Annotated in this window: 24 protein-coding genes; 17 read left to right on the top strand and 7 right to left on the bottom strand. The window is 44.8% G+C overall.

Going from position 1 to position 22683, the window contains the following annotated elements:
• The first annotated feature begins 421 nt into the window (after positions 1-421).
• The 3 genes from HMPREF3091_RS12105 to HMPREF3091_RS12115 are packed head-to-tail and all read left to right on the top strand — an operon-like array spanning position 422 to position 5998.
• Positions 422-1363, top strand: coding sequence for a helix-turn-helix transcriptional regulator (locus HMPREF3091_RS12105; RefSeq protein WP_070716103.1), 942 nt, complete (start codon positions 422-424; stop codon positions 1361-1363).
• 9 nt (positions 1364-1372) lie between these two features.
• Entirely contained in the window at positions 1373-2788 is a 1416-nt protein-coding gene (locus HMPREF3091_RS12110; protein ID WP_070716105.1) for a hypothetical protein, read from the top strand.
• Between the two features lie 9 nt (positions 2789-2797).
• Positions 2798-5998 (top strand): hypothetical protein, encoded by a 3201-nt coding sequence (locus HMPREF3091_RS12115; RefSeq protein WP_070716106.1) that lies wholly within the window; start codon positions 2798-2800, stop codon positions 5996-5998.
• 44 nt (positions 5999-6042) lie between these two features.
• Here the strand turns inward: HMPREF3091_RS12115 and HMPREF3091_RS23000 are convergent, their stop codons facing one another.
• Entirely contained in the window at positions 6043-6174 is a 132-nt protein-coding gene (locus HMPREF3091_RS23000; RefSeq protein WP_256385883.1) for a hypothetical protein, read from the bottom strand.
• A gap of 238 nt (positions 6175-6412) precedes the next feature.
• On the opposite strand from HMPREF3091_RS23000, the gene HMPREF3091_RS12120 reads away from it, so the two are divergent.
• Both HMPREF3091_RS12120 and HMPREF3091_RS22660 read left to right on the top strand, forming a co-directional pair.
• Positions 6413-7192 carry an LEM-3-like GIY-YIG domain-containing protein gene (locus tag HMPREF3091_RS12120; RefSeq protein ID WP_070716108.1) on the top strand — a complete coding sequence of 260 codons (780 nt, stop codon included), beginning with the start codon at positions 6413-6415 and terminating at the stop codon, positions 7190-7192.
• 173 nt (positions 7193-7365) lie between these two features.
• Positions 7366-7509 carry a hypothetical protein gene (locus tag HMPREF3091_RS22660; protein ID WP_168168187.1) on the top strand — a complete coding sequence of 48 codons (144 nt, stop codon included), beginning with the start codon at positions 7366-7368 and terminating at the stop codon, positions 7507-7509.
• Between the two features lie 17 nt (positions 7510-7526).
• On the opposite strand, the gene HMPREF3091_RS12125 is transcribed toward HMPREF3091_RS22660, so the two are convergent.
• Complete coding sequence (locus HMPREF3091_RS12125) at positions 7527-8033, bottom strand: phenolic acid decarboxylase (protein WP_070716110.1); 507 nt, start codon at positions 8031-8033, stop codon at positions 7527-7529.
• Positions 8034-8130: 97 nt separating this feature from the next.
• On the opposite strand from HMPREF3091_RS12125, the gene HMPREF3091_RS12130 reads away from it, so the two are divergent.
• From HMPREF3091_RS12130 to umuC, 5 genes are all read left to right on the top strand, one after another.
• Positions 8131-8991, top strand: a complete 861-nt coding sequence (locus HMPREF3091_RS12130; RefSeq protein WP_004090087.1) for a LysR family transcriptional regulator — start codon at positions 8131-8133, stop codon at positions 8989-8991.
• 145 nt (positions 8992-9136) lie between these two features.
• Positions 9137-9676, top strand: coding sequence for a DUF2058 domain-containing protein (locus tag HMPREF3091_RS12135; RefSeq protein WP_004090084.1), 540 nt, complete (start codon positions 9137-9139; stop codon positions 9674-9676).
• Positions 9677-9933: 257 nt separating this feature from the next.
• Positions 9934-10416: a cold-shock protein gene (locus HMPREF3091_RS12140; RefSeq protein ID WP_004090082.1), complete on the top strand. Its 483-nt coding sequence runs from the start codon at positions 9934-9936 to the stop codon at positions 10414-10416.
• Positions 10417-10615: 199 nt separating this feature from the next.
• Complete coding sequence (gene umuD / locus HMPREF3091_RS12145) at positions 10616-11035, top strand: translesion error-prone DNA polymerase V autoproteolytic subunit (protein ID WP_004090080.1); 420 nt, start codon at positions 10616-10618, stop codon at positions 11033-11035.
• Positions 11035-12303: a translesion error-prone DNA polymerase V subunit UmuC gene (gene umuC / locus HMPREF3091_RS12150; RefSeq protein WP_004090079.1), complete on the top strand. Its 1269-nt coding sequence runs from the start codon at positions 11035-11037 to the stop codon at positions 12301-12303. Before umuD ends, umuC begins: the two co-directional genes overlap by 1 nt.
• A gap of 63 nt (positions 12304-12366) precedes the next feature.
• Here the strand turns inward: umuC and HMPREF3091_RS12155 are convergent, their stop codons facing one another.
• Positions 12367-12945, bottom strand: coding sequence for a cytochrome b/b6 domain-containing protein (locus HMPREF3091_RS12155; protein ID WP_070716112.1), 579 nt, complete (start codon positions 12943-12945; stop codon positions 12367-12369).
• A gap of 385 nt (positions 12946-13330) precedes the next feature.
• Between HMPREF3091_RS12155 and HMPREF3091_RS12160 the strand changes: the two genes are divergently transcribed.
• On the top strand, positions 13331-13678 hold the full coding sequence (locus HMPREF3091_RS12160) for an antibiotic biosynthesis monooxygenase family protein (protein ID WP_070716114.1): 348 nt from the start codon (positions 13331-13333) through the stop codon (positions 13676-13678).
• A gap of 142 nt (positions 13679-13820) precedes the next feature.
• Here the strand turns inward: HMPREF3091_RS12160 and HMPREF3091_RS12165 are convergent, their stop codons facing one another.
• Positions 13821-14753, bottom strand: coding sequence for a DMT family transporter (locus tag HMPREF3091_RS12165; protein WP_070716117.1), 933 nt, complete (start codon positions 14751-14753; stop codon positions 13821-13823).
• Between the two features lie 104 nt (positions 14754-14857).
• Between HMPREF3091_RS12165 and HMPREF3091_RS12170 the strand changes: the two genes are divergently transcribed.
• Both HMPREF3091_RS12170 and HMPREF3091_RS23005 read left to right on the top strand, forming a co-directional pair.
• A complete protein-coding gene (locus HMPREF3091_RS12170; protein WP_070716118.1) occupies positions 14858-15763 on the top strand; it encodes a LysR family transcriptional regulator in 906 nt (301 codons plus the stop codon).
• 156 nt (positions 15764-15919) lie between these two features.
• Positions 15920-16051: a hypothetical protein gene (locus HMPREF3091_RS23005; RefSeq protein ID WP_256385885.1), complete on the top strand. Its 132-nt coding sequence runs from the start codon at positions 15920-15922 to the stop codon at positions 16049-16051.
• Between the two features lie 66 nt (positions 16052-16117).
• On the opposite strand, the gene HMPREF3091_RS12175 is transcribed toward HMPREF3091_RS23005, so the two are convergent.
• A complete protein-coding gene (locus HMPREF3091_RS12175; protein WP_070716121.1) occupies positions 16118-16561 on the bottom strand; it encodes a GNAT family N-acetyltransferase in 444 nt (147 codons plus the stop codon).
• Positions 16562-16863: 302 nt separating this feature from the next.
• Here HMPREF3091_RS12175 and HMPREF3091_RS12180 point away from each other — a divergent pair, with 302 nt between their 5' ends.
• Complete coding sequence (locus HMPREF3091_RS12180) at positions 16864-18315, top strand: methyl-accepting chemotaxis protein (RefSeq protein ID WP_070716123.1); 1452 nt, start codon at positions 16864-16866, stop codon at positions 18313-18315.
• A gap of 50 nt (positions 18316-18365) precedes the next feature.
• On the opposite strand, the gene HMPREF3091_RS12185 is transcribed toward HMPREF3091_RS12180, so the two are convergent.
• Both HMPREF3091_RS12185 and HMPREF3091_RS12190 read right to left on the bottom strand, forming a co-directional pair.
• Positions 18366-19298 (bottom strand): LysR family transcriptional regulator, encoded by a 933-nt coding sequence (locus tag HMPREF3091_RS12185; protein WP_083321428.1) that lies wholly within the window; start codon positions 19296-19298, stop codon positions 18366-18368.
• A gap of 305 nt (positions 19299-19603) precedes the next feature.
• On the bottom strand, positions 19604-19951 hold the full coding sequence (locus HMPREF3091_RS12190) for a DMT family transporter (RefSeq protein WP_004090058.1): 348 nt from the start codon (positions 19949-19951) through the stop codon (positions 19604-19606).
• Positions 19952-20812: 861 nt separating this feature from the next.
• On the opposite strand from HMPREF3091_RS12190, the gene HMPREF3091_RS12195 reads away from it, so the two are divergent.
• The 3 genes from HMPREF3091_RS12195 to HMPREF3091_RS12205 all read left to right on the top strand — a co-directional run bounded on the left by HMPREF3091_RS12195 (position 20813) and on the right by HMPREF3091_RS12205 (position 22683).
• Positions 20813-21226 carry a hypothetical protein gene (locus HMPREF3091_RS12195; RefSeq protein WP_227660241.1) on the top strand — a complete coding sequence of 138 codons (414 nt, stop codon included), beginning with the start codon at positions 20813-20815 and terminating at the stop codon, positions 21224-21226.
• Positions 21227-21255: 29 nt separating this feature from the next.
• Positions 21256-21627 (top strand): helix-turn-helix domain-containing protein, encoded by a 372-nt coding sequence (locus HMPREF3091_RS12200; protein WP_004090048.1) that lies wholly within the window; start codon positions 21256-21258, stop codon positions 21625-21627.
• A gap of 471 nt (positions 21628-22098) precedes the next feature.
• Complete coding sequence (locus tag HMPREF3091_RS12205) at positions 22099-22683, top strand: regulatory sequestration protein YfiR (RefSeq protein WP_035502319.1); 585 nt, start codon at positions 22099-22101, stop codon at positions 22681-22683.

Genomic DNA, 22683 nt, shown 5'->3' on the forward strand with positions numbered 1-22683 from the left:
TAAAATGGGGCATGGTTGACCAATGGCTTAGCCCTCACGCGTTGCTAGTGGAGCTGGTTGCACATAAAACACCCACTACCTAATAATACTTTTAACCTAGTCTATCCATAGAATATGTGGCGTCGATACCAATGATTTTTATCGAATTCATGATGTAGTTCCTCCGAAAAAAGAACACTCAGCATAAGTATGGCAGGACTTGCTCTGAGAGAAGGGCGTCCATCACATCACTACAAACAGCAGCCTTGTGCCAGATCTGCCGTTCCTCATTCAACAACCTGACTGATCGGTTCAGTTTAAACTTTTCTACTCCGTGATTGACAAATAATTGTGATTTATCATCGTTAGCTATGAGGTGACTGACACTTCCTGTCAGTTTATTGTAATAGTATGAAGTCCAAATTTTGACCGAGATTTGATTATGGATAATTCTTCACGGCATGAGCGTTTGGCAAATCGTATCGCGCTGATTTTATTGCAGCTGTTTAAGGAAGGTGTAGTTTCGCGTCGTGAGCTGGCTGATCGCTTTAAAGTTACGGAGAGAACCATTTATCGTGATCTAAATCGACTGGGTGAGTTTGTCACGTGCTCTAAAGATGGGAGCTATCGTATCAGCATGCAAAATGAAGCCGAAGATAAACTTCCTACGTTAGATAGTCTGAGTGAAAAAACGGGCCTGAGAGAATTACTGCCGTTGTTAGGGGAGGGGTCGTTACGAAATATACTCACGGCAATTGAATATAAGCGCATTAAAATATTGCCACTTCCTCCAGAAGCATTGAGCTCTGAGCTTCAAAAGAACACTTTTTCTAGCCTGGACAAAGCAATAAAAGAAAATTTGGTTTGCGTGATTCACTATAAAGGAAAATCCAGAACTCTCCATCCATACCGTTTAATGAATTTAAAAGGAGTATGGTATCTGGCGGCAACGGATGCTGAATTAATGATTAAAGCCTTTCGGGTGAGTGCGATTGAGTGGCTGGATATCAAAAAAACAACGTTCACACCAGACTGCGATATCCATGACTATCTTGATAGCGAGGACGACGCCTGGTTTAGTATGAATAAAATGGAAGTCACGGTTGAAGTCTTGCCCGCTATTGCCTGCTACTTTGAGCGGCGAAATATATTGCCACAGCAAAATATCATCAGTAAATCACTGGACGGCAAGTTAATTGTCACAACGCGAATTGCACATCGGGAACAACTCTTTTCTACGCTACGATTCTGGCTGCCTAACGTACGAATTCTATCACCCGTGACTGAAGCTAATGCGTTTGTGAAGCAGCTTTCTCAGTATATTGCCCAACTCACTCAAGAAAATGACCTTGTAACCGATAATGTTTTCCAGAATAACGCCTAAGGATGCACCATGATGCAAGATCGCAAAAAAGCTGTAACGCAGTCGATTAGCCTCTGTCCAATCTGGCCAATGCAGGCTGCTGAAAAAATTGGACGAATGGTTGGTGAAATAAACCAAGCCAACAATATTATGTCAACCATCTCCTCCACGGCGCAAAACAACGCTATAAAAGGCGGTTTTGCTGCGGAAACCTGGCATGCAGAATCCTTCAACCTTGATGCCATTCTAAAAGATAAAAATGTACGTGCTTTTACGGATCAGTTTAAGGATACCCCGCTGGGGAAAAATCATCAGGTTCATGACATTGTAGTGATGAAGGGCGATGAGCAGTTATTGGGGGCACAGCTTAAATATTTCCGCAATGCCGACGAGACACAAAAAGCCTTCCGTTCCACCAAAGATGGTGTCCATCAATATCAGCACAGCGATGTATTTATCGGCCCGGCCGATCAAATTGGTGGGATCAAGGATTCAGCCCAACGTACCGTACTTAAAAACCAACAAAAGCGTCCGGTTGTATCGGATGCGGCAGAAAAAGTGCGTGATAAAACTGCTGCCTCCATTGAGGCTGAAGGGGTTAAATCGACGCCGCTTAGCAAACGTGAGGCGGAATCCGTCGGGGCAGGGACACAATCGGGTAAAGATCTGCATGATAAAATGCAGACCGGATATCTTAACAAAGCGACCATCCGACAAAGTGTGCGCGCTGCGGGTTCCGCGGCTGTGATCACCACTGTCATTGCGGGTAGCATCAATACATTCCAATATGTGCGACAGGTTAAAAATGGTGAAATCACGGTTGAGCAAGCTACCGTCCAGATCCTGCAAAACACCGTCATTGCTGCCGGGGATAGCGCGTTGAAAGCCGGGGTTGCTACCGCGAGCGTCAGCATCGCCGCGCGCTCTTTGCCTGGTTTGTTTGCTGGTACTATTTTTAAACGCAGTCTAGCTAATGGTGGAATCGCGGGGGCCGCGGTTTGTGCTGTGGATGTTGTACAAAATGTAGTGCTGTTTGCTGCTGGGAAAATTACAGCACAGGAACTAGAGTCTCGCACAGGTAAAGGTCTATTCCAGACAGGAGCTGGTGTGGCTGGTGCATCTATAGGTGCGGCAGTGGGAGCGCCTGGCGGGCCTGTTGGTATGCTGTTAGGAAGCCTCATCGGTGGCTTGATCACGACGCTTGGTATGAATATCGCTTTGGATAATCACATCGAGAAAAATTTCGAACTTACCCTCGTCAATACAGAACAGGTAGTGAGTAATGGACTAGTAATGCACGATGCGTTGAGCTATCTGCATCAATCACAAATCTATTATGTCGACTTTCATAAGGGCCTCTATTTATCTGAAAAACATTTTTCCAGCCAGATAAAAACCATGGAAGCGCAAAGTTTCCGTTTAAAAAATATAATTAATAATCTGTAAGGAACTGAAATGACTGATATGACTGCCGAGCAGCAACAACAGATTTTCCATCAACCTTTGGAGGTGGCTAAACAGAAAGCTGTCACTGATTTGGTCAGGCAGCACAAAGCGAACTCGGCGCTTACACAACAACTGGCGCTGGATGCCTCAAAGCTGATTTCCAGTAGTCAGGATCGGTTACAAGACCAGGCGAACAGTGGTTTTTTCAAACGGTTCTGGGGGGCTATTAGCGGAAAAAATAATGAGAATCAGTTGCTTAATCAATCAGATACTTTGCAGATGCAAAGGTTCGCCTGGCATTATCTGATGCAACTCCAGCAGCAAAACCTGATCAATTCCCAGAGCATTGCCATCATTCGCAATAATCTGGGAACCATGAATGAATATATTATTGAAACGCGAGATTTCCTCGAGCAGGCAATTGATAAAATCAACCGCCGACTCGTTCGTGTGGAAAACAACACCCGATTTAATAACTGGTCGTTAGATATCGAAGCGAATAAGCGTCGCTATAAATCCTACCCAGATAACATTCTGGTGTTAAGCCTGAGCTATGATTTTATGCGCAGACATCAGGATGCTGAGCTGGTGACGGCAGATATCAATTATCTGATCGTGACGCTCGAGAAATTAGGTGTTAACTGCGATGAAGAGGTGCGCCTGCTTGATTTCATTCTTGAGCTTATCGACCAGATAGATATTATCGGTATCGATCGCTACCGTTCACTCATCGAACTTTTAGTGGATGACCATGAAATTGACTCACACTTTATTCAAACCAATATCTCTGGCATCGGCTTTAACGCTCTCTATTTTCTTTCTGAACAATATGAAAAGATCGTCTCCCTGATTGATGATGACGCGTTGTGTAACAGCGATGAAGCACGTGAAAAGCTGATATCCAGACTGTTTGGTGAATCGTTTTCAGGATTATCAACCATCTATAGCATCCGCGATCTTATTAGCGAAGTGATTGGCGGTAGTCTGGTGACTATTGATATCTATCGGGATATTAATGGATTAAATGCCACTGCACTTGAGGATAAGCAGGATGAATCAGCAGAGACGTTGACGCTGGTTTCAGCTTTGCCGGATATTCATCAGCACAGCTTTCTGGACACCACAGACAGCGAAGAGAAAAAATCTCTGTATCTGCTTTTACTCGCACTGAGTATTGAAAATTCTGCCGCGCTGACTAAGCAGGGGCATGAGTTTCTGGCTCTTCTGGAGGAATATGCAGGTTGTTCTGCCGTAGTGGGCAATATCACCAGTCTGGCCGATAGTCCTTATAAATATCAGGAGTATCAGCAGGCGATGTTGGAACTGCTAGGCGATGATAATGCGCGCTACACCTGGCTTTTTGACGTATTTTTCTTGCTGATGCTTTGCGGCAAGAAAATCGAAAATCCACAGGTTATGCGCGTACTCAGTACGCTGAAGCCTGCGCAGTTTAAAGAAGTTTTTCCTCACATGCAGGTGCTGCTTCAGGAAAATGACGAAACGAAACTGCTCACCAGCGCAGCGAAACTGACTTCACTGACGCAGGGATGGATTAATATTTTCCGCTATCGCGAGTTGCGGTTTAAAAATCAATTCTCGGAGGAGATCAAGCAGCTTAATACCGCCAGTCTTGCGTGTACTATGCTTAATTTTGACATGCTGAAAGTGACGATGAAATTCAGCGATTACAGCTTCTTCTTAGGTGCGTTTGATGATGATAGCTTCCTAAGCAAAATGGGCTCTGCCGTCGGTGGTTCTGCCTTTGCTCTAGGGAGAAAATCCTGTCTCTCTGACCTGAATGGTTTACGTAAAAAGGCCCGTGAATTTCTCTCGTCAAACTCCTCAGCCTTGATTAAGGCCAACGGCATAATTTCCCGCTGGGGTTTGCCAACTTTTGAATACGATAATCAGATCAGTTATTCCGAGTATGAACTAGATAACTCTGCAGAAAATGAAGACTGGTATGACCAAATCAGTAATTATCAGGCGCAAATTGATGATGCGCTGACGGGCTTTTCAAGTGCATGTTCTGATGCTGTCGAACAGCTTGAGTTGTTTGCCGGTGGCGAGTTTGGCCGCTCAGTCATTCGCATCAAAGAACAGAAACATATCGAGTGGCTACGGCAGAAAGAACTGGAAAAACTCGATAAGCAATCTGTTACGGTGATGAAAGGTGGCAAAGAACAACGTTTTCGGATCGAGTGGCAGGATAGCGAAAATCCTCCCTGCGATCCGGAGAACATTCGTCATATTAAAACGGATGGTCAGGTTTGGTTGCTCGTTGATAATGATGAAAATTTTTATCGTAGTGAAGACCGAATGAACTGGCAGGCTGTTAACCCCGATCCAGGAGAGAAAATACGTTATATAAATAAAATCATCATTGTGGACGGTATTTGGGTGCTTTTCTCCGATTCCGATGCCGGATTCTATTATTCCAGTGACGCTTTGACCTGGCAGCAAAGCCAGTTTCCGGATGTGCCAAATATCTGGGATTTTAGAATGACTGAAGATCTTGTTTATTTTAATAATCTTTGGTTGTGGCGGTTTAAGGAGCGTAAAGAATATCAATATAAAGAGGAGGGTTTTTTCTTCGATTCGACGAAAACATCGACATACGATAAACCAGTTATTTTTTGTACTAACAGTCTTGATGCGAAATGGCATCGTTATGATGGAACACCGAGTTTCAGCGAAGGTGTTGAAATAGAACGTCTTTTTTCTCTTCCAGGTATCAATTGCTTACTGGCATTTTGCAAATACGACAGGCTTTATTTATCGGTGAAGAAACGCCCCGACTCAGAACCTACTATGGAATATCATGTACCCGGCAAAAGCTGGCGAACTTGTACCTGGAATGGTGAGAAGGAATTCTATAACGATATTGTGGTAACCCGGATGAATGGTTCGCTAATGTGCTTTTATTCCCGTTATCTGCTGACTTCCGATAAAGGCTATGAATGGAAACGACATGACAGCGAGGTGCACATCGCCGACTGCTTCCACCTATCAGAAATCAGCCTGTTCCCGTCCAGCTATAATCGGCAGATGATTTATCTAAGCCATGATGGTGTTGATTTCAAAGAACTCATGATGGATGAGGGTGACTGGCAATATCTTGCGGCTAACGAACAAGGATTGCTGAGCGTCTATTCACCGAACTTTCACGAAACATTCTTGCGCCTCGGGACTTATATCTGGCTGTCTTAGGAAGACGATGGTATAGCTGTTTTTCTGCATGTCCTGAGTATTCATTAGCGAATGTTGAGCACTGACTGGCGCGAAAGCAAAGCGGCAATAATCAAATCACATGATTCTGGCATAATATTCGTAATCAGTAAGTGCATAGTGTAGTTCTCAGGATTGAATGACTGTACCTCGCTCATTGCAGACCCTCAGCTCTAAGAGGGTATCTGGGCATTGACGTCGATGATGCGTTAGAGATCTCTGAATCGATTGAAGTCTAGGGTTATCAGGGCTGTAACAGCAGCCCTGTGCCAAAAGTGGATATTGTTTTTTCTTCGCTCGATCAATCATAGAGGAGATTGATAGGTACTATTAATTATTAATCAGTATTACTATGTTTTGCTTATGCCTCAAGAATCAAGTGACAGGAGTTATGACATGGATATCAATGAGTTTCCACCGGGAGTAATGGAGCATCTTGGCTGGTATGTATACCGACTAATTGATCCAAGGGATGGAAGTACCTTCTACGTGGGGAAAGGGAAAGGAAATCGTGTATTTGCTCATATGCGTGGTGAGGTCGCCGCGGCTGATGATGATGAATTACTTAGCAACAAACTCAAGCAACTCCGAGAGATAAGATTGGCTGGTCTTGAGGTCATCCATGTAATACACCGACACGGTATGGCTGATGAAAAGACCGCTTACGAGGTTGAAGCCGCACTTATAGACGCCTACCCCGGTTTAACTAACATTATGAACGGTGCTGGCAGCAATGAATATGGTGCTGCACACATCAAAGAGTTAATCGCAACATACCAGCCTGAAACCGTCGTGTTCCAACATAAAGCCCTGATGATATCCGTGAACAGAAGTTCAAAGGATGTAGACCTCTATGATGCCGTACGTTTTAGTTGGCGTGTCAGTGTTGAGCGTGCCCGTAAGGCTGAAGTTATACTGGCTACAGTGAGAGGAATAGTGAGGGGGGTGTATGTGGCTGATGAGTGGCTCAAATCTACCCGTGAGAATTTCCCTGAGATGCCTTCATGGGATGCCGACGATGAGTTTGAATCTACTCAAAAATCCCGCTTTGGGTTCCGTGGAAGAGTAGCATCCCCTGATATATTACAGCTTTACCTAGGTAAAAAAATTCCGGATGATTTGAGAAAAAAAGGCGCAATGTCTCCTGTGAAATATTCTCCTGGTTTTGATTTCTGAATAGGGCGGGGTTCTATTCATAACCACTTGTCGACCTTGATCTCTCTTAGCAGTCATTATGCTAGGAGAGATCGATCCGCTTCGAGCTAGAAGCGGACATTGAGGCAATACTGCTCACAGATCAATTTGTGTCTCTGAGTCCGGATGATTTTAATCCGTACCTACGGAATTCAATGCCCAGCGGTAGTTCCGCGATGGCTCAGTTGCCATTCCCCGCACCGTTGGTAGGGATAACGGTGGTCAAGCCTGCGGTTGAACGGCAACGTCTAGGTTTAGTAGCAAAAAAAGAAACCGTCGTCGTGACCGGTTTCTTTTAAATTTAACGGGTTCTTATTTAACGCAGATTATCTGGAAAATTTTCCGGCAATTCACTCGCCGCGCAGGCAATCACATCGTCATTATTCGCACCGCAGTCACGAATAAAGGTGATGGTGGCAAATTCATCAATAACCTCCGTCGGATAAGCCGGACCGGTATCGCGGTACTGATTCATCAGTGGAATATGGTCATTCTGGAAACAAACCGTTTTTTCGGGGTTATTCATCACCCAACGAGGGAAGAAAATAGTGCCATGGAAGAGTTTATCCCCCAGATTGACAATTAAGCTCACATCCGTCCCAGTTGGCTCCGTCCAGGAGATTTTGTAAATATCTTTACCCACGCGGACAATATAAGCGCGCTGATCTTTGACCCAACGATTCCCCACCAGACCGCTGTGAATACGGTAGTCCAGGGTTTGTTCATTTTTGACATAAATTTCGTAGTTCCAGCCGTTATCGTAGGTGTACACCAGATGTTTACCGACAAAACCGCTTAAATCATATTTATCAAAGTTGCTCATTTCAGGTCTCCTCTGTTCGATAAAACAAGTCTAATGCTTTAATATTTTGATGAATAGCGCTATTTTATGATGATATTAATCTAATAATTGAATCATTATGAATAAAACAACGCTGGAACAATGGGCAATCTTGGACTGTGTGTTCACTACCGGCAGCTTTGCCCGCGCCGCCGATACGCTACACCGCAGCCAGTCTTCTATTAGCTATAATCTCGCGCAGCTCCAGACGCAACTGGGAGTGACGCTGCTGGTTCCAGAGGGGCGCCGTACTGTCTTAACCCCAACCGGGGCCACGCTGCTGCGCCAAGTACGCCCACTCCTGAAAACATTTAGTTATGTGGAGGCTCAGGCAGCGACTCTGCAGGAGGGGATGCGATCGCAGCTTAATTTGGTGGTGGACGTTATCTATCCTCGAGAGCGCCTGTTCTCTGCCCTGCAACAATTCCAACAACGCTGGCCGCATATTCGGGTGAGGCTAACGGAAGTCACAGAGAGCATGTTCCCCACCATGTCCGCAGCGGACGATGCTGATGTGATGATCGTGACCGACCGGCAAAATATTACCGGCCGGGGAGAGTGGCTAATGAACGTGGATTTTATTGCCGTGGCACATCGCGATCATCCGCTGCTGGCGATATCCGGCACGTTGACCGAAGCACTACTCAGCAATTGGCCACGGATACAAATAGCAGATGGCGGGAAAACGGCCTCAGGGGATAGCCACAACTGGGATTTCTCCACTCTGGATGCGGCGGCAGGCGCTGTCGTGGCCGGTCTTGGATATGGCTGGCTGCCGCAGGCCTATATTCACCAACAATTGGCGGCAGGCATACTGAAACCATTGCCCCTCAGCCACGGCACTCACCGCGTCACGCCTTTACACATCATCTTGCGTCAGGATGTTCCGCCGGATGAACCTGTCAGTTTCCTAATATCAGCCCTGAAAATGGCGCTGTAAATCACACGGCCAAATACGGCGCGTGATTACAGGCTTTACCCCTGTGCAACCGCACCCAGCATCGATAAACACCGCTACAATCTGGCATAGCCTCAAGGAATACAGGTATAATCCCGTAAATTATTCGACGGATTTAGACAGCAAAATGACAAAACTCACCTTACAAGAGCAGATGCTAAAAGCGGGATTAGTGACCAGTAAAAAAATGGCCAAAGTCCAAAAAACGGCTAAAAAATCACGGGTGCAGGCGCGTGAAGCCAGAGAAGCGGTGGAAGAGAATAAGAAAGCACAGCTTGAGCGAGATAAACAGCTCAGCGAGCAACAAAAGCAGGCCGCTTTGTCTAAAGAATATAAAGCTCAGGTGAAGCAGCTCATTGAAATGAACAAAATCGACATTTCAAAAGGCGATATTGGCTTTAATTTTACAGACAATAACGTCATTAAAAAAATAGAGGTGGATAAGGTTACACAAGCCCAGCTGATTAGCGGTCGCCTCGCCATTGCCCGTTTGGTTATTGATAGCAGCGGGGAGAGCCAGTATGCAATCATCCCCGCTAGCGTCGCCGATAAAATTGCGCAGCGAGATGCGAGCAGTATCGTATTAAATAGCGCACTGAGTCAGGAAGAGCAGGATGAAGACGATCCGTATGCTGATTTTAAAGTGCCCGATGATTTGATGTGGTAATTAACGTTTTACTGGCGCTCATATATGAAAAGTCCTTCTGGGCTTTTCATTACATTTTTGCCTAGCTAACTCAAGGCAAACGCAGGTTCATTCTGGATAGCGAGCCGCATAGGCCAGAGACGTCAGGATCTCATCTCAAATGCGGGAGCCTCCCTGCGATTTTCAGTCTCGTAAACCAAAGACATAGTCTGCGCGGCCATTGTGCTTTACACTGCGCGCTGCAAAAACTGAGTAGATAAACAATTAAGTAGGCGGTAATGGCGATGAATGGAACGATCACAACGTGGTTTAAAGATAAAGGTTTTGGATTTATCAAAGATGAAAACGGTGATAACCGCTATTTTCATGTGATTAAGGTCGCCAATCCTGATCTGATTAAAAAAGATGCGGCGGTGACTTTTGAGCCCACCACGAATAACAAAGGCTTGTCGGCTTATGCGGTAAAAGTGATACCGGAAAGCAAATATATCTATATCGCAGGCGAGCGCCTGAAACTCACCTCAATCAAATCCTATCTGGTTTATAGCGAAGAAGTGCCAGCGGATAGCCGTATTGATAAAGAAAACACGGTGCTGTCGGTGGGGATATTGATGAATAATATCAAGCCGAAATCAGCTGCTAAACCGGATGAAATGCGTACGTTGAAAAAACTGGCGATCACGACCTTCCAAGGAGAGACGCTGATCTTTTCAGAAGATGAGATAGACGTGGACGCCACGGTGAAATTGTTGAAGGTCTGAAATGAATGAGCAGCATGAAATCATAGCTCACTGGCTATGATAGATGTATGTCATCAAGACAAACCTCCCCACAAAATATTTAACTCCTTTCTAATCAGAACTTTCCTTTTCCGTCGCTGGTTATCTCACTAGCGACCTCTTTTCATAACTGAAATCATGCATTATGCTGTATACATATACAGTTATTTGGTTTGACGTTATGAAATTTTATCCAGCCGCCGTTTCCCAGCAGGTAGTCACACTGCCTCTCTACGACGATCGTGTACCCGCCGGTTTTCCAAGCCCTGCCGCGGATTACATCGATAAGCCTATTGATTTAAATGAGCTGCTGATTGCTCATCCTGCCGCGACCTATTTTGTTCGTGTTGCTGGAGACTCGATGGTAGGGATCGGTATTTTTGACGGCTCGCTATTGCTGGTGGATTCGAGTATCAGGCCTAAGCACAACGACATTATCATTGCGTGCCTTGGCGGTGAGTTCACCGTAAAACGCTATGTCACGCACCCTAGAACGATGCTTTTGGCTGAAAATCCCGCTTACCCACCGATTGAGCTTCGTGAAGGGGAGGATCTCGAAACGTTTGGTGTGGTTAAATTTGTAATTAACGAGGCGCGGTAGTGTTTGCTCTTGTTGACGTCAATAGTTTTTATGCCAGCTGTGAGACGGCGTTTCGTCCCGATTTACGTGGCCGGCCTATCGTTGTGCTATCGAATAATGATGGCTGTGTGATCGCTCGTTCCGTTGAGGCCAAAAAACTCGGCATCAATATGGGGACGCCATACTTCAAACTGCGCCAGCTATGTGAGCAACACGGCGTACATGTGTTTAGTAGCAACTATGCTTTGTATGGTGACATGAGCCGACGGGTTATGTCCTTGCTTGAAGAGATGGCTCCGCACGTGGAATTGTATTCGATCGATGAGGCATTTCTGGATCTGCGAGGTGTGAATCATTGCCGAGACCTTGAAGGCTATGGGCGTGAGATTCGAGAGCAAATTTGGTGGGGAACCCATCTCACCGTGGGGGTAGGGATTGCCCCAACCAAAACGCTGGCGAAATTGGCTAACCATGCGGCGAAACAGTGGGGGAAGACCGGTGGCGTCGTTGTTTTGACCCACGAACTGCGGCAGCGAAAGTTGATGGCTCTTATGCCAGTGGAGGCGGTTTGGGGCGTTGGCAGGCGGTTATCTAAATCGCTGCGAACAATAGGGGTTGATACGGCATTAAAATTGGCTGATATGGATTTAGCCTATGTACGACGTAATTACAGCGTAGTTCTTGAGCGAACGGTGCGTGAACTACGAGGTGAATCATGTTTAGGTATTGAGGAGATGATTCCCGCGAAGCAACAAATTCTATGCAGCCGCAGCTTTGGTCATCACATTACAGAGTATCAGGATATGAAAGAGGCCATCTGTAGCTATGCAGAACGTGCCGCTGAAAAGCTCAGAGGAGAAAGTCAATTTTGCAAGCATGTGAGCGCCTTCATTAAAACCTCACCATTTGCTGAACGGCATCCTTATTACGGAAATTCAGCATCGGCCCAGCTCGAAACGCCCACCAATGACACGCGGGATATCGTCAAGCAGGCGCTCACCTGTTTGGAGAAAATTTGGCAGCCTAGTAAGCGCTATCAAAAAGCGGGGGTCGTACTTGGTGATTTTTATGATCAAGGCGTCTTACAACTCAACTTGTTTGATGAGTTGGGGCCCAAGCCAAATAGTGAAGCGCTGATGAAAGTTCTCGACGAGATAAATAATAAAGGTCGCGGAAGGGTGTGGTTTGCCGGACAAGGCATTCAAAAAGGCTGGCAGATGAAGCGAGGTATGCTTTCGCCAGCCTATACCACGAGATTTAGCGATCTCCCTATTGTTATGGCTCATTAGTTAATCCCCTGATAGTGATAAAATAGGGTAGTAAGCACTCTACGTTGGCTTAGTGGAAGCGAATTATTGCTTACCAAAGCGCCACATAATGAAGTGTAATATTCCCATTGAGCCATGTGCGACGATATAGAACTCAATAAGTCCTGTAAGGGATTTATGGATATGTTTCATATCTACGGCCCACGCTGAATTGAGTCGCCATAAAACAAACCATGCAAAGCCTGAGATAACGACGAGTGATAAGGCTCCTAGACCTAAGCCCTGTACGCAGGTAGCCAGACCTCTAGGTTCACTTTCAGGCAGTTTGAAACGGGTTATCGTTTTTAGATCGCGTCTAATTTGGATGAAATCGCCCCACAGATAGGGATAGAAATAACGAAAACCTCGGGTTGCTAAGCAATAGACGACCAGAGCGACGCATAAACATAGTAAAGTAATTCCGATAGCAATATGCATCCACGTGAAAAATTCAGTCAATAGATCAGTGCGAACTTGCTGCGTTGGTGTAAACCCCATGCCATTGCTATTGATTATTTGAATGATAACGAGAATTGCAATGGCTATGTGCAAACATCGTAAAAAAAACTTCTGATGTAGACCTAAGAAATGCCAAAAGCTACCTATTAACGTTGATCTAGACATTTGATTTCCACTCTAGCCAGACTCGGGATGGGATAATCTTATATACTAAACATTAAGGTAAACTTAGGTGCATCCGATATAGCCAATTAAATATCACTTTTGTCTAAATAGTTAACACTGCGTCATGATCCCTTTGAGTAATGACAACTATTATTGTTTAGCTCATGATGACCGCTAAAAGTAACCCGTGTTTTTCGACTTAAGGTGCCAACTGCCTCTTATGCTGAGTTCTCCTAGATAACGATGCCGTTAGCGAGATTATATGAGGCTGGTGGTAAGTTGATTAATGGATTAAAAAGTATGATGCTCGATGCCACTATTGAACAACATCAAGTTAGCTTTGGGCTTGGTAGCAATAATTAAATCTTCATATGAAGGGGACAACATGTCTACGTTTTTGACGAGTTTTATCTTTGATAAAAAAGAGTACGACGACGAGTTTTATGCTCTGGACGCAAAAATTGAGGCGTTCACGAAGGCTACACCGGGGTTTATTGGCATGGAGTCCTATACCGATCCTCAAAATGGCCGAGTGATCAATAATTACTACTGGAGTAGCCGAAGTGCAATGGAGTCATTGATGAAAAACGTTGAGCACCTGAAGGCTAAAGAGCTCAGCGGTAAGTGGATCGCGGGATACCAAGTCATTATCGCGAAAATTGAAGGTGCCCATAATGACAATATGAGCCATCCGCTGTCAGAGATTAAAATGCGTTATCAAGGTGAGCAATAGGGTCATCAGTCTGGCGTGAAATCGTTAAGTCTCATTACCTATGACAAGATCTCCGTCGAGAGTTTTTAACGGATGTTCGTGTGTTGAACATCGTTTCTGTTCTGCGTAGGCAAAAGACGCAGAACAGGGCTTTGTGCGGATCTCAAGATTGTTCAGTGGTGCTAGCGTGATTGTCTAACTTCGGCAAAGGATGCTTTGCCTGCGAACATAGCGCGATCCCGCCAATGATGAAAAGGGCACTCACTCCATGATAGGCATGTAGAGGTGAATGCAGGAATAGCAGGCTAAACACGCCGCCGCTTAGCGGTATCAGATGTGAGAATATCTCCCCACGCGTTGCACCGATAGTGGTAATGCCTTTATTCCACAGCAAATAGGATAGCCAAGAAGGAAAGATGATCAGATAGATCAGCCCACTTAAAAACGTTGGCTGAGTATAAGCACTCATATCGGGAAGACCGTTTTCCGCTATGCTGACGAGTAATACAGGGATCAAAACGAGAGCACCTAATACCGCGCTGACGGTTACAAAAGCATTGCCTCTCACCTCGACAGGTTTTATGCGTAAGAATGCGCAATAAATAGCCCAACTGATGGCAGAGCCCATGGTCCACAAATCTCCCCGGTTGAGCTTTTTCAATATATCCGCGTGAGCAATATCTCCCTGTAAGATTAACCAGATAACGCCTAGCGAACTTAAGGCTACGCCGGCAATATTTCGGCCAGATATATGCTCTCTGAAAATAAAGCGATTTATCAGTAATACCATCGCAGGTGTGGTAGATAAATAGATGGCGGCATTAAGTGATGAAGTATATTGCAGGCCGATATAGAGAGTTAAAGGAAATAACACTTGCCCGCAAAGAGCAAGGAATGCAATGGTGCCAAATGATTTTTTCATCGCTGGCCACTGCGCTTTTACCTGACGAAAATAGAGCGCAAGCAATAATAAAGCGGTAAAAATCCAGCGTGCCGCAGATAGAACGATGGGGTCTGCATGGGCGACTAATAGATGTCCAACGACATAGTTTCCGCCCCAAAAACAGGCCGCTAGGCTGAGTAAAAAATAAGGCATAAATGCTCCAATAACGAGATTAACTTATTACTGAAACAAGGTTACTGCTCATGTCATATGGGATGCTAATATAAAGTTTTCATCCATCGGTATAGATTAAAACTATGAACTTTACGTTGAGGCAACTTGAGTTTTACATTGCGTTGGCTGAGATGTTGCAGATATCCAAAGCGGCCAGCCGATGTCATATCTCTCAGTCCTCAATGACGGTGTCGATGCGTAATCTGGAAGATGCGCTCAATAGCCAGTTATTTATACGACATCCAAAGGGTGTGAGTTTAACGTCGGCTGGCGAACGTTTTCTTAGTCATGCGCGTAAAATTATTGCCGACAGCCACGCTGCGCTGGAGGAGTTACATAATCAGCCTGAGCTGGCTTCAGGCACCGTGCGTATTGGTCTGGCTGAAACGCTCTCCGCATATCTGATACCGACGATTCTGAGCGATATCCAAAACCGTTTCCCGTTGATGGAAATTATTTTTGAAGAGGCGACATCACCCGTGTTGGTCAATGCGCTACGGGAGAATTACCTCGATTTTTGCCTGTTGTTGACGTCGAATATTAAGCATGATGACGATCTGAAGATTGAAACTTTTATCCGTTCCCCCAGAAAACTATGGACGCCGATTGGACATCCATTACAGAGCCAATCCGTTGTTAATCTAAGCGATGTTGAGAAAAGCCCATTTCTGCTGCTGATAACAGATGAATATCCGGAAGTGATTCAGGACTATTGGCAGGCGCGTGGCTGTGTGCCCGATATTCAATTTAGAACCAATTCGTTTGAGGCGATTCGCAGTCTGGTTGCTCAGGGTAAAGGCGTCACGATTTTGTCCGATCTCGTTTATCGACCTTGGTCACTGGAGGGGCTGCGGGTTATGCGTCGAACAATCGATGACTGTGTTACCTATATGGATGTTGGTGTTGTAAGCACATTATCCAAGCCTTTTTCTCCTGATTGTCAGCGGTTAGTGGATTTTCTACGCCAGAGGATTACTCGTCTGAATTAAGCCAGAAAATGTCTCGGTATCCTCATCTCGATATTGGAGACGGGTAGACGTAAAAACTATTCACAAAGTGAATTAACTTAATATTTGCAGGTTCCCCAGCATTTTTACCGAAAAAAACGCGATATGATCTTGATCCGTTTTACAGTCGGAGATGCGATGAGGCTACTCAAAGAGATTTTTCGTAGTCGGTTAGTGGGATATTTAGTGGGGCTGCTCGCAGCGATTGCGTTTGGCTTCAACCATATAGAAGTACCGGACGAGGATGAGAAACTAACGCGTGATAAATAGAGAATTTGCTTAGAAGGCCACCATCAGGTGGCCTTTAACATTTCAGGCGAGTGACATCACCGCCGATCAGCTCATCATTTTGTTATAAACAAAGAACTGTGTATCCCTTACGTACCCCTCTTTTTCGTATAGCGCCTGAGCTCGCACATTGTCCGTTGCGGTACTCAGCATGATAAAAGCAGAGTCGGTTTCGGTTGCAAGCTGGTCTGCTCGTGCTAACAGCATCTGAGCCACACCTTCTTTTCTGGCTTCTGGCGCGACAAACAGATCGTACAACAGCCAAATGCGTTTCATCTCCAACGAGCAGAACAGCGGATATAGCTGAGCGAATCCCACGGGGACACCGTCTTTTTCCACAAAATAGATGATTGACTCATGATTTCTCATTCTCTCCGTGAGAAATTTTTCAGCTTTTTCGGCGGATTCATCGACCTGATAAAATGCTCTGTAACCAAGGTAAAGCGGAAGGATTTTTTGTACGTCTTGCAACTGTGCTGTGAATAGTTTCATGGAAATAATTCCCTCTTTGGATGTAATGAGAAGGATAGCGCCGCCCGTTAGTTTACGTTAGCGATAGTCAGTGAAAGAAATTTTAGCCGTTCGCCTAGTGGGCAAAGACGTAAAGGCAAAGGCACACATAAGATAGGAGTATTGGCCGTTTATTTCTCAACGCGCAAATAGCCTTAGCGACTCATTCTACAGGGAAAACAGACAATAATTTTTTTCTCCGCTGCCGTTAAAAGCATCTACTCTTGATTAGAAAGTAGCTTCCAGAATCAGCAATTCTACTCACAGACAGTGTGGATGAAATAATGGCGACAGTGACGATTTTGCATAGCAGAAGTGAGCCCTCAGAGATGGTTTCACTCGAACAGATTTACAGGCAGGCCGATTTGCTGATGTTTTTTTTGGTGTGGGGCCTATTTGTCATCTCGGCGGGTGTGGGCTGGTATTACGACCATTTGACTACTGCCCTCATCGTGGGCGGCACGTTGGCCTTTAGCTCATCGTTAATAAAATTTCTTTTTCCCGGCAAATTGATCACTCGCTTATTTTTTGCCTTCATCCTGCTCGCTTTTGCCGCCTTACTGATCCAACTAGGCGAAGGGGAGACAGAATTCCACTTCTCGGTGTTTGTGCTACTTTCCGCGCTGTTGGCATACCGCGATTATCGCCCTTTACTGATGGGCGCAGCGACGGCGGCGGTTCACCATCTATTGTTTAACTACCTACAGGAAAATGACCTCTACGGCATTGTATGCTTTATGCATCCAGGGCTACACATGGTGATTTTTCACGCTTTATTTGTGGTGGCGCAAACCGCAATGCTGATTTTTATTGCGGTGAATATGGCGCGTGATGCGCGCTCTGCGAGTGAAGTCGCTCAGTTAGCCGCGCATATTAATCGCGAGTCAGGCTGTTTAACGCTCGATAGTGAGGAACCTGTAAACCATTCACCTTTTGCGCGAACGTTTAGTACAACGTTGAACACCATGCGTCATACCCTGGGGCAGGTGAGTCGTGGAATTTCAATGGTGCAGGGTGGTTCAGAAAGCCTGATGAAACAAAACTCCGCGTTGTCACAGCGTACGGAAGAGCAAGCATCGGCTCTTGCCGTGGTGGCGAGCGCAATGGAACAGCTAACGTCTGTTGCTGCACACACCAGTGAAAAAGCGTTGTTGGCACAGGAACTCTCAGCGAAAGCCACAATGGTGGCTGTTCGCGGCGGCGAGAGTATCACCTCGGCTATCCACACGATGGCACAGATCAGAGATGAGTCTCTGCGCATTGGCAATATTCTGGAGATCATCGATGGCATTGCCTTTCAAACCAATATTCTTTCGCTAAATGCCTCGGTAGAGGCGGCTCGTGCAGGCGAGCATGGTAAAGGATTCTCCGTCGTGGCGACGGAAGTCAGAATGCTAGCGCTGAGCTGTGAAAATGCAGCCAAAGAGATACGGCAATTGATTGCTGTATCGGTGGACTGTACTCAGAAAGGGTCGAGCCAAGTGGCGGTGGCAGGGGAAACGATGCAGGAAGTGATGGGGGCTATTGGCCGCTTGGCGCAGTTGGTAGATGAGTTATCGGCCATGAGTGTTCAGCAGCGAGCCAGTATTTCTCAAATGCATACCAGTATTGCAAGTATCGATGCCAGCGTGCAGGAAAATGTTAACCATGTGGCAGAGACCGTGAGAGTCGCCCAGCAGCAAGGACATCAGGCTGATGCCTTAAAACAGGCCATTTCGGTATTTCGTCTGGCATAAAGTTTCAGATTTATGGCTGACAAATCTCGACGCGAAGTCAGTGATGTCAGTCATTTACTGGAAGCTGTACTGAGTTGATTAACGAGAGTTAAAAACTGGCTAAACCCTGGCGAGTGTGCGGAGTGCTTGTTGTATAAGAAGTAGAACGTAACGGGCTCAAGGTGTAGGCCGGCGTCGATAGCTTGGATTTTGGCTCCGCTACTTTCAGCTAATAGGCTAGAAGGCATAATACCGATTGACTCCGTGTTTTCAATAATACTGAGAAGTGCCATAACGGAATCGCTGGAGAAGATAAAGTTTCGGCCTTCAAGTATTTTTGAAAACTCAACCTGACGGCGCATGATATAAGGGATTGCCGAGTGCAAGCCACAAAACCGTTCTGCACTGAGTTCACTGAAATCCACTTTGCCTTTCAACCGTGGGTGATTAGCGCTGCACACTAAAGAGAGCGGCTCAGATGAAAAGGGGATAGAAATAACGGAATGGCTAGTGGTTGGATGAATATCAAAGATCAGGTCAGCCTGACGATTGATTAGCAATTCGTCCACTTTCATCTCTTCCGTCAAGGTGTAGTGCATAATTTCGATATTGGGAGCTTGACGCTCAAGTGCATGAATGAGTTTAGGCAGGTAGTGAGATGCGACGTAATGCGACGCGTAGATAATAAACTTTTTTTTCTTAGTGGGATCATTGATTGTATTCAAAGATACATCAACCAAACGCATAATTTCAGCTAATTGGTCGTGTAAATTTAAACAAACTATCGTAGGTTGTAGAATATTTCCCTGACGAATGAATAGGATGTCATCATAATGATTACGTATTTTTTGCAATGACTGGCTAACAGCAGAGGGAGATATGTTTAGCATCTTTGCTGCTAAGCTAACACTTTTGCAGTTAAAAATAGCTTCAAAAACAGTAAATAAGTTAAGGTCGACGCCTCTGACACGTTTGAGGATCTGCTTGTCATTCATATTCTTCATTTGTTGTCCGCACCAGTTCGATTGATTGATTCAGTATGAATGGGGATGTTCTTGACGCTCGGAACTGGCCCGTCTCACGACTATTCATCTCATTAGATAGTATATTAATACTATTAATATAAGTATCATTGAATAAAATATGATAGATAAAAAATGTATTTTTATGTGAAAAATACATTAATCGCATGAGACCAAAAAAACAAGAGAATGCGTGGGTTTTAGACAATGCAAAAATGGATTTTAGTGCGCCTTTAGAGAAAGGCGACTTATGTTTGATATGATTCTGTTCACCAGTTGCTTGAGTTTTAATGTGAAACAGAGCGAGAGAATAAATTAATGATTAACACGCCAGCGATAATAAACACGAGCCCAAGCATGGCAGGGAAATCAAGAGTCTGTTTGAATAGCACATAGTTAGCACCCGCAATCAATACGATCCCCAGACAACTCCAGATAGCATAGGCAATTCCGATAGGCATCGTACGTGTTGCAATCGAAAGCATATAAAAAGCTGTGGCATAGAGCAGAGCCATCACAAGCGTGAGCCCCGGTCGCGTGAACTCTTTAGTATGAGGAAGAATGGACGTTGCAATAACTTCGCAGATAATAGCAAACGCCAAAGCTCCGTAGGTGATGAAAACGGGGGACATCATAAATCCTTATAAACAGTGATATTAAACGCTGTGGGACATACCCGTTGAACCATCGCTTGGTGAGTATAAGGCAAGAATCAACGGCTGAAAAACGATTCTAAATGATGGAATAAATGGGCGGGAAGTTTATTGATATCGTTGAAATCAAAGATTAATGCAGTCCATATAGCTAAAAGCAATATTACGAGTCCTGTCATGGTGTTGAGTAAGAAACGCACAATAACCCCGCATAAGGATTGTAAAAAATTCCTTAGGGCATTCTAACAAGGTAAGTTCAATCTCACTTCAACAGCAGATAAGTTTTATTGCATTATTAACGCATTAGATGCGTAGTTTCACTCGGTAACACCCCCAAAGGGGGAGACACACGATCAAATTGAAAAAACGTAAAGCGGGTTATTAAATCGAAGAGAGTTTGTGACGTTTTCGATTAAAACTGTAGTGACAATGTGGGCAATGCATCATTATGCTATCTTCAATCTTGAACTCATCAAAACGGCCTTTATGATGACATTCCTGACAGATAACAAACGCCTGCTTACTTTTAAATATATCGAGAACCTTAGTCATTAAGGCCATACATACCACCTCTTATAGTAGTCTCCATCATACCATATCTGTTCATTGCCCTCTTGGTGTTTTATTCTATAGGTGACTCTATTTTTAGCGTTAATTTGTGCTTCGGATGTGAAATCGCATGATTGGTCAGCACGAAATGCACCAGATAAAAAGCGCAGACCTTTACAATATGCGCATACTTGAAGGGGATGTTTTCCAACCGGAAAATCAGAATATCTTTAAAGCAATGTGAGCATGTCTTACCTAAGCATATCGGTACCAACTCATATAAAGGTAAAAGACATGAGCAATAAAAATAGACAGCTGTATGATCTGAGCGATTGGCCATGGGTTAACGTCAGCGCAGAATTTATGTGTTTTTCAGGCAACGATTGGGTCGCTCAGACCGAACGTTTGCTTGCGCAAAATCGCCCGTTTGTACTGATATACCCTGAGGTCAATGTGTCAGCTCAACCAAATGAGTCTTCTGCTGCTGATGGGGAGAGTGCTCGTGATGCACGAACGATTATTGCCAAGTGGTTGAGAATTCATCGTAATGATTTCTCTCAGCGGTGCCGAGGGATTGTTTTAAGTGCATCAGGAGAAACGGCGGATCATCTCGTTTCGGGGCTCGAGCGCATGTATGGCGTGCCGGTAAAGGTTGCTAAAGCGGAACAGACCATGAATTTGGCTAAAGAAATAATGGGTATCAGCTAGGTAGCTGATATTCAAAGAAGAGGTTAAAAATGTCAGAGGTAATTGTCAGCGATCTCATCCAGTGGCTAGAAGGACAGCTTCAGCTGAGTGAGGCCATTAAAGTTGATGCAATAGCAGCGAAAAGTGGATATTCGAAGTGGTATTTGCAGCGTGAGTTCAAGCAAAAAAAGGGACTTTCTATTGCGGAATATGTTCGCAAACGTCGCTTACATGAGGCCGCTACGCTGCTTTGCGCAAGCGAACTCCCTATTATTGATATTGCACTTAAATACGGTTTTAGCTCACAGCAAACATTTAGTCGTGTATTTAGAGCTCACTTTAATACTTCTCCTGCAAAGTTTCGCGACCAGAGGCTGTATCCAAAACTCGATGAAGTCATGGAAATGAACAAAAGACATTGAGATGAAAGAAAGGCCGCCGAAGAGGCGGCCTATTTCGTGAACAATACCCACGTATTCTATGTGTTATTACATCCTCAAAAACAGCCTGCTTGTTTACATATTGAGCTTCTAGCAAGGCCGGTTAATTTGCGAGCTAACTAAAAGTTAGATGCCTGTTGACGTTTATTAAAGAAAATCCGATAGTTGCCGATACCCCATCTATTAGAGTTTGCTCACATTTTAATATATTTATCCGTCCGTGCAGTGCATGTTATCCCGACAAATGGAACAATCTTATTGAGGTTTATGCCGGACTTAATAAAAATAGCGAAGAAATTTATGCGGAAACACAACGAGTAAGAAAAATCTTATAGTTTGTTTGTATACTTTTTTTGTGCTTAATGTTTTCATTATGCTGGCGGATGTTAACGGAGTAATAATTATGTGCAACCTAATGAAAATAGAGGCCGTTAGCGTAGGGTTCCTTGGTTCATGATATTACCTTCAATCCGTGCAAAACTTTCTCACTGCTTTAGCCGGTTGCTATTTGCGCCAACCCTGACGTTGGTTCTCATGATGTACACCGCTAACGGTTTGGCGGTAGATGAAATTCAAGATGCGCCGGAAACTCTGACCATCAAAGAGCAAGATGTCGCAAAGGTCGTGATAGGAATGCTTCGTTATACCCGTTGGGCGAACTCTCCAGATCCTATAAAGCTTTGTATCGTCCCGCCTGCGCGTTATGCGCGCTTGTTGACTGAGAGTACAATTACGTTACCAAGCAGACACGTAGAGGCGAAAATCGTCGATTTTTCACCCACAAAGCTGCTGGAACAATGTGATGCGGTGTACTTCGGAAATATAAAACCAGATGACCAAGAACTGATCATTCAAAGTATGCAAGGTAAAAGTATTCTAACAATTGCAGAAGATAATAAGGAATGCATTAGAGGAAGCGCGTTCTGTTTGCGCATAGATAATTCGGGGGTCGCATTTGATCTCAATTTGGATATTCTGGCGCGTAGTAACGTTCAAGTGAATCCTAATGTGCTGCTTTTAGCTAAGAGAAAAGGGTAA

Origin of the sequence: Hafnia sp. HMSC23F03, assembly GCF_001816025.1 — a bacterium.
Lineage (GTDB): Bacteria > Pseudomonadota > Gammaproteobacteria > Enterobacterales > Enterobacteriaceae > Hafnia > Hafnia paralvei.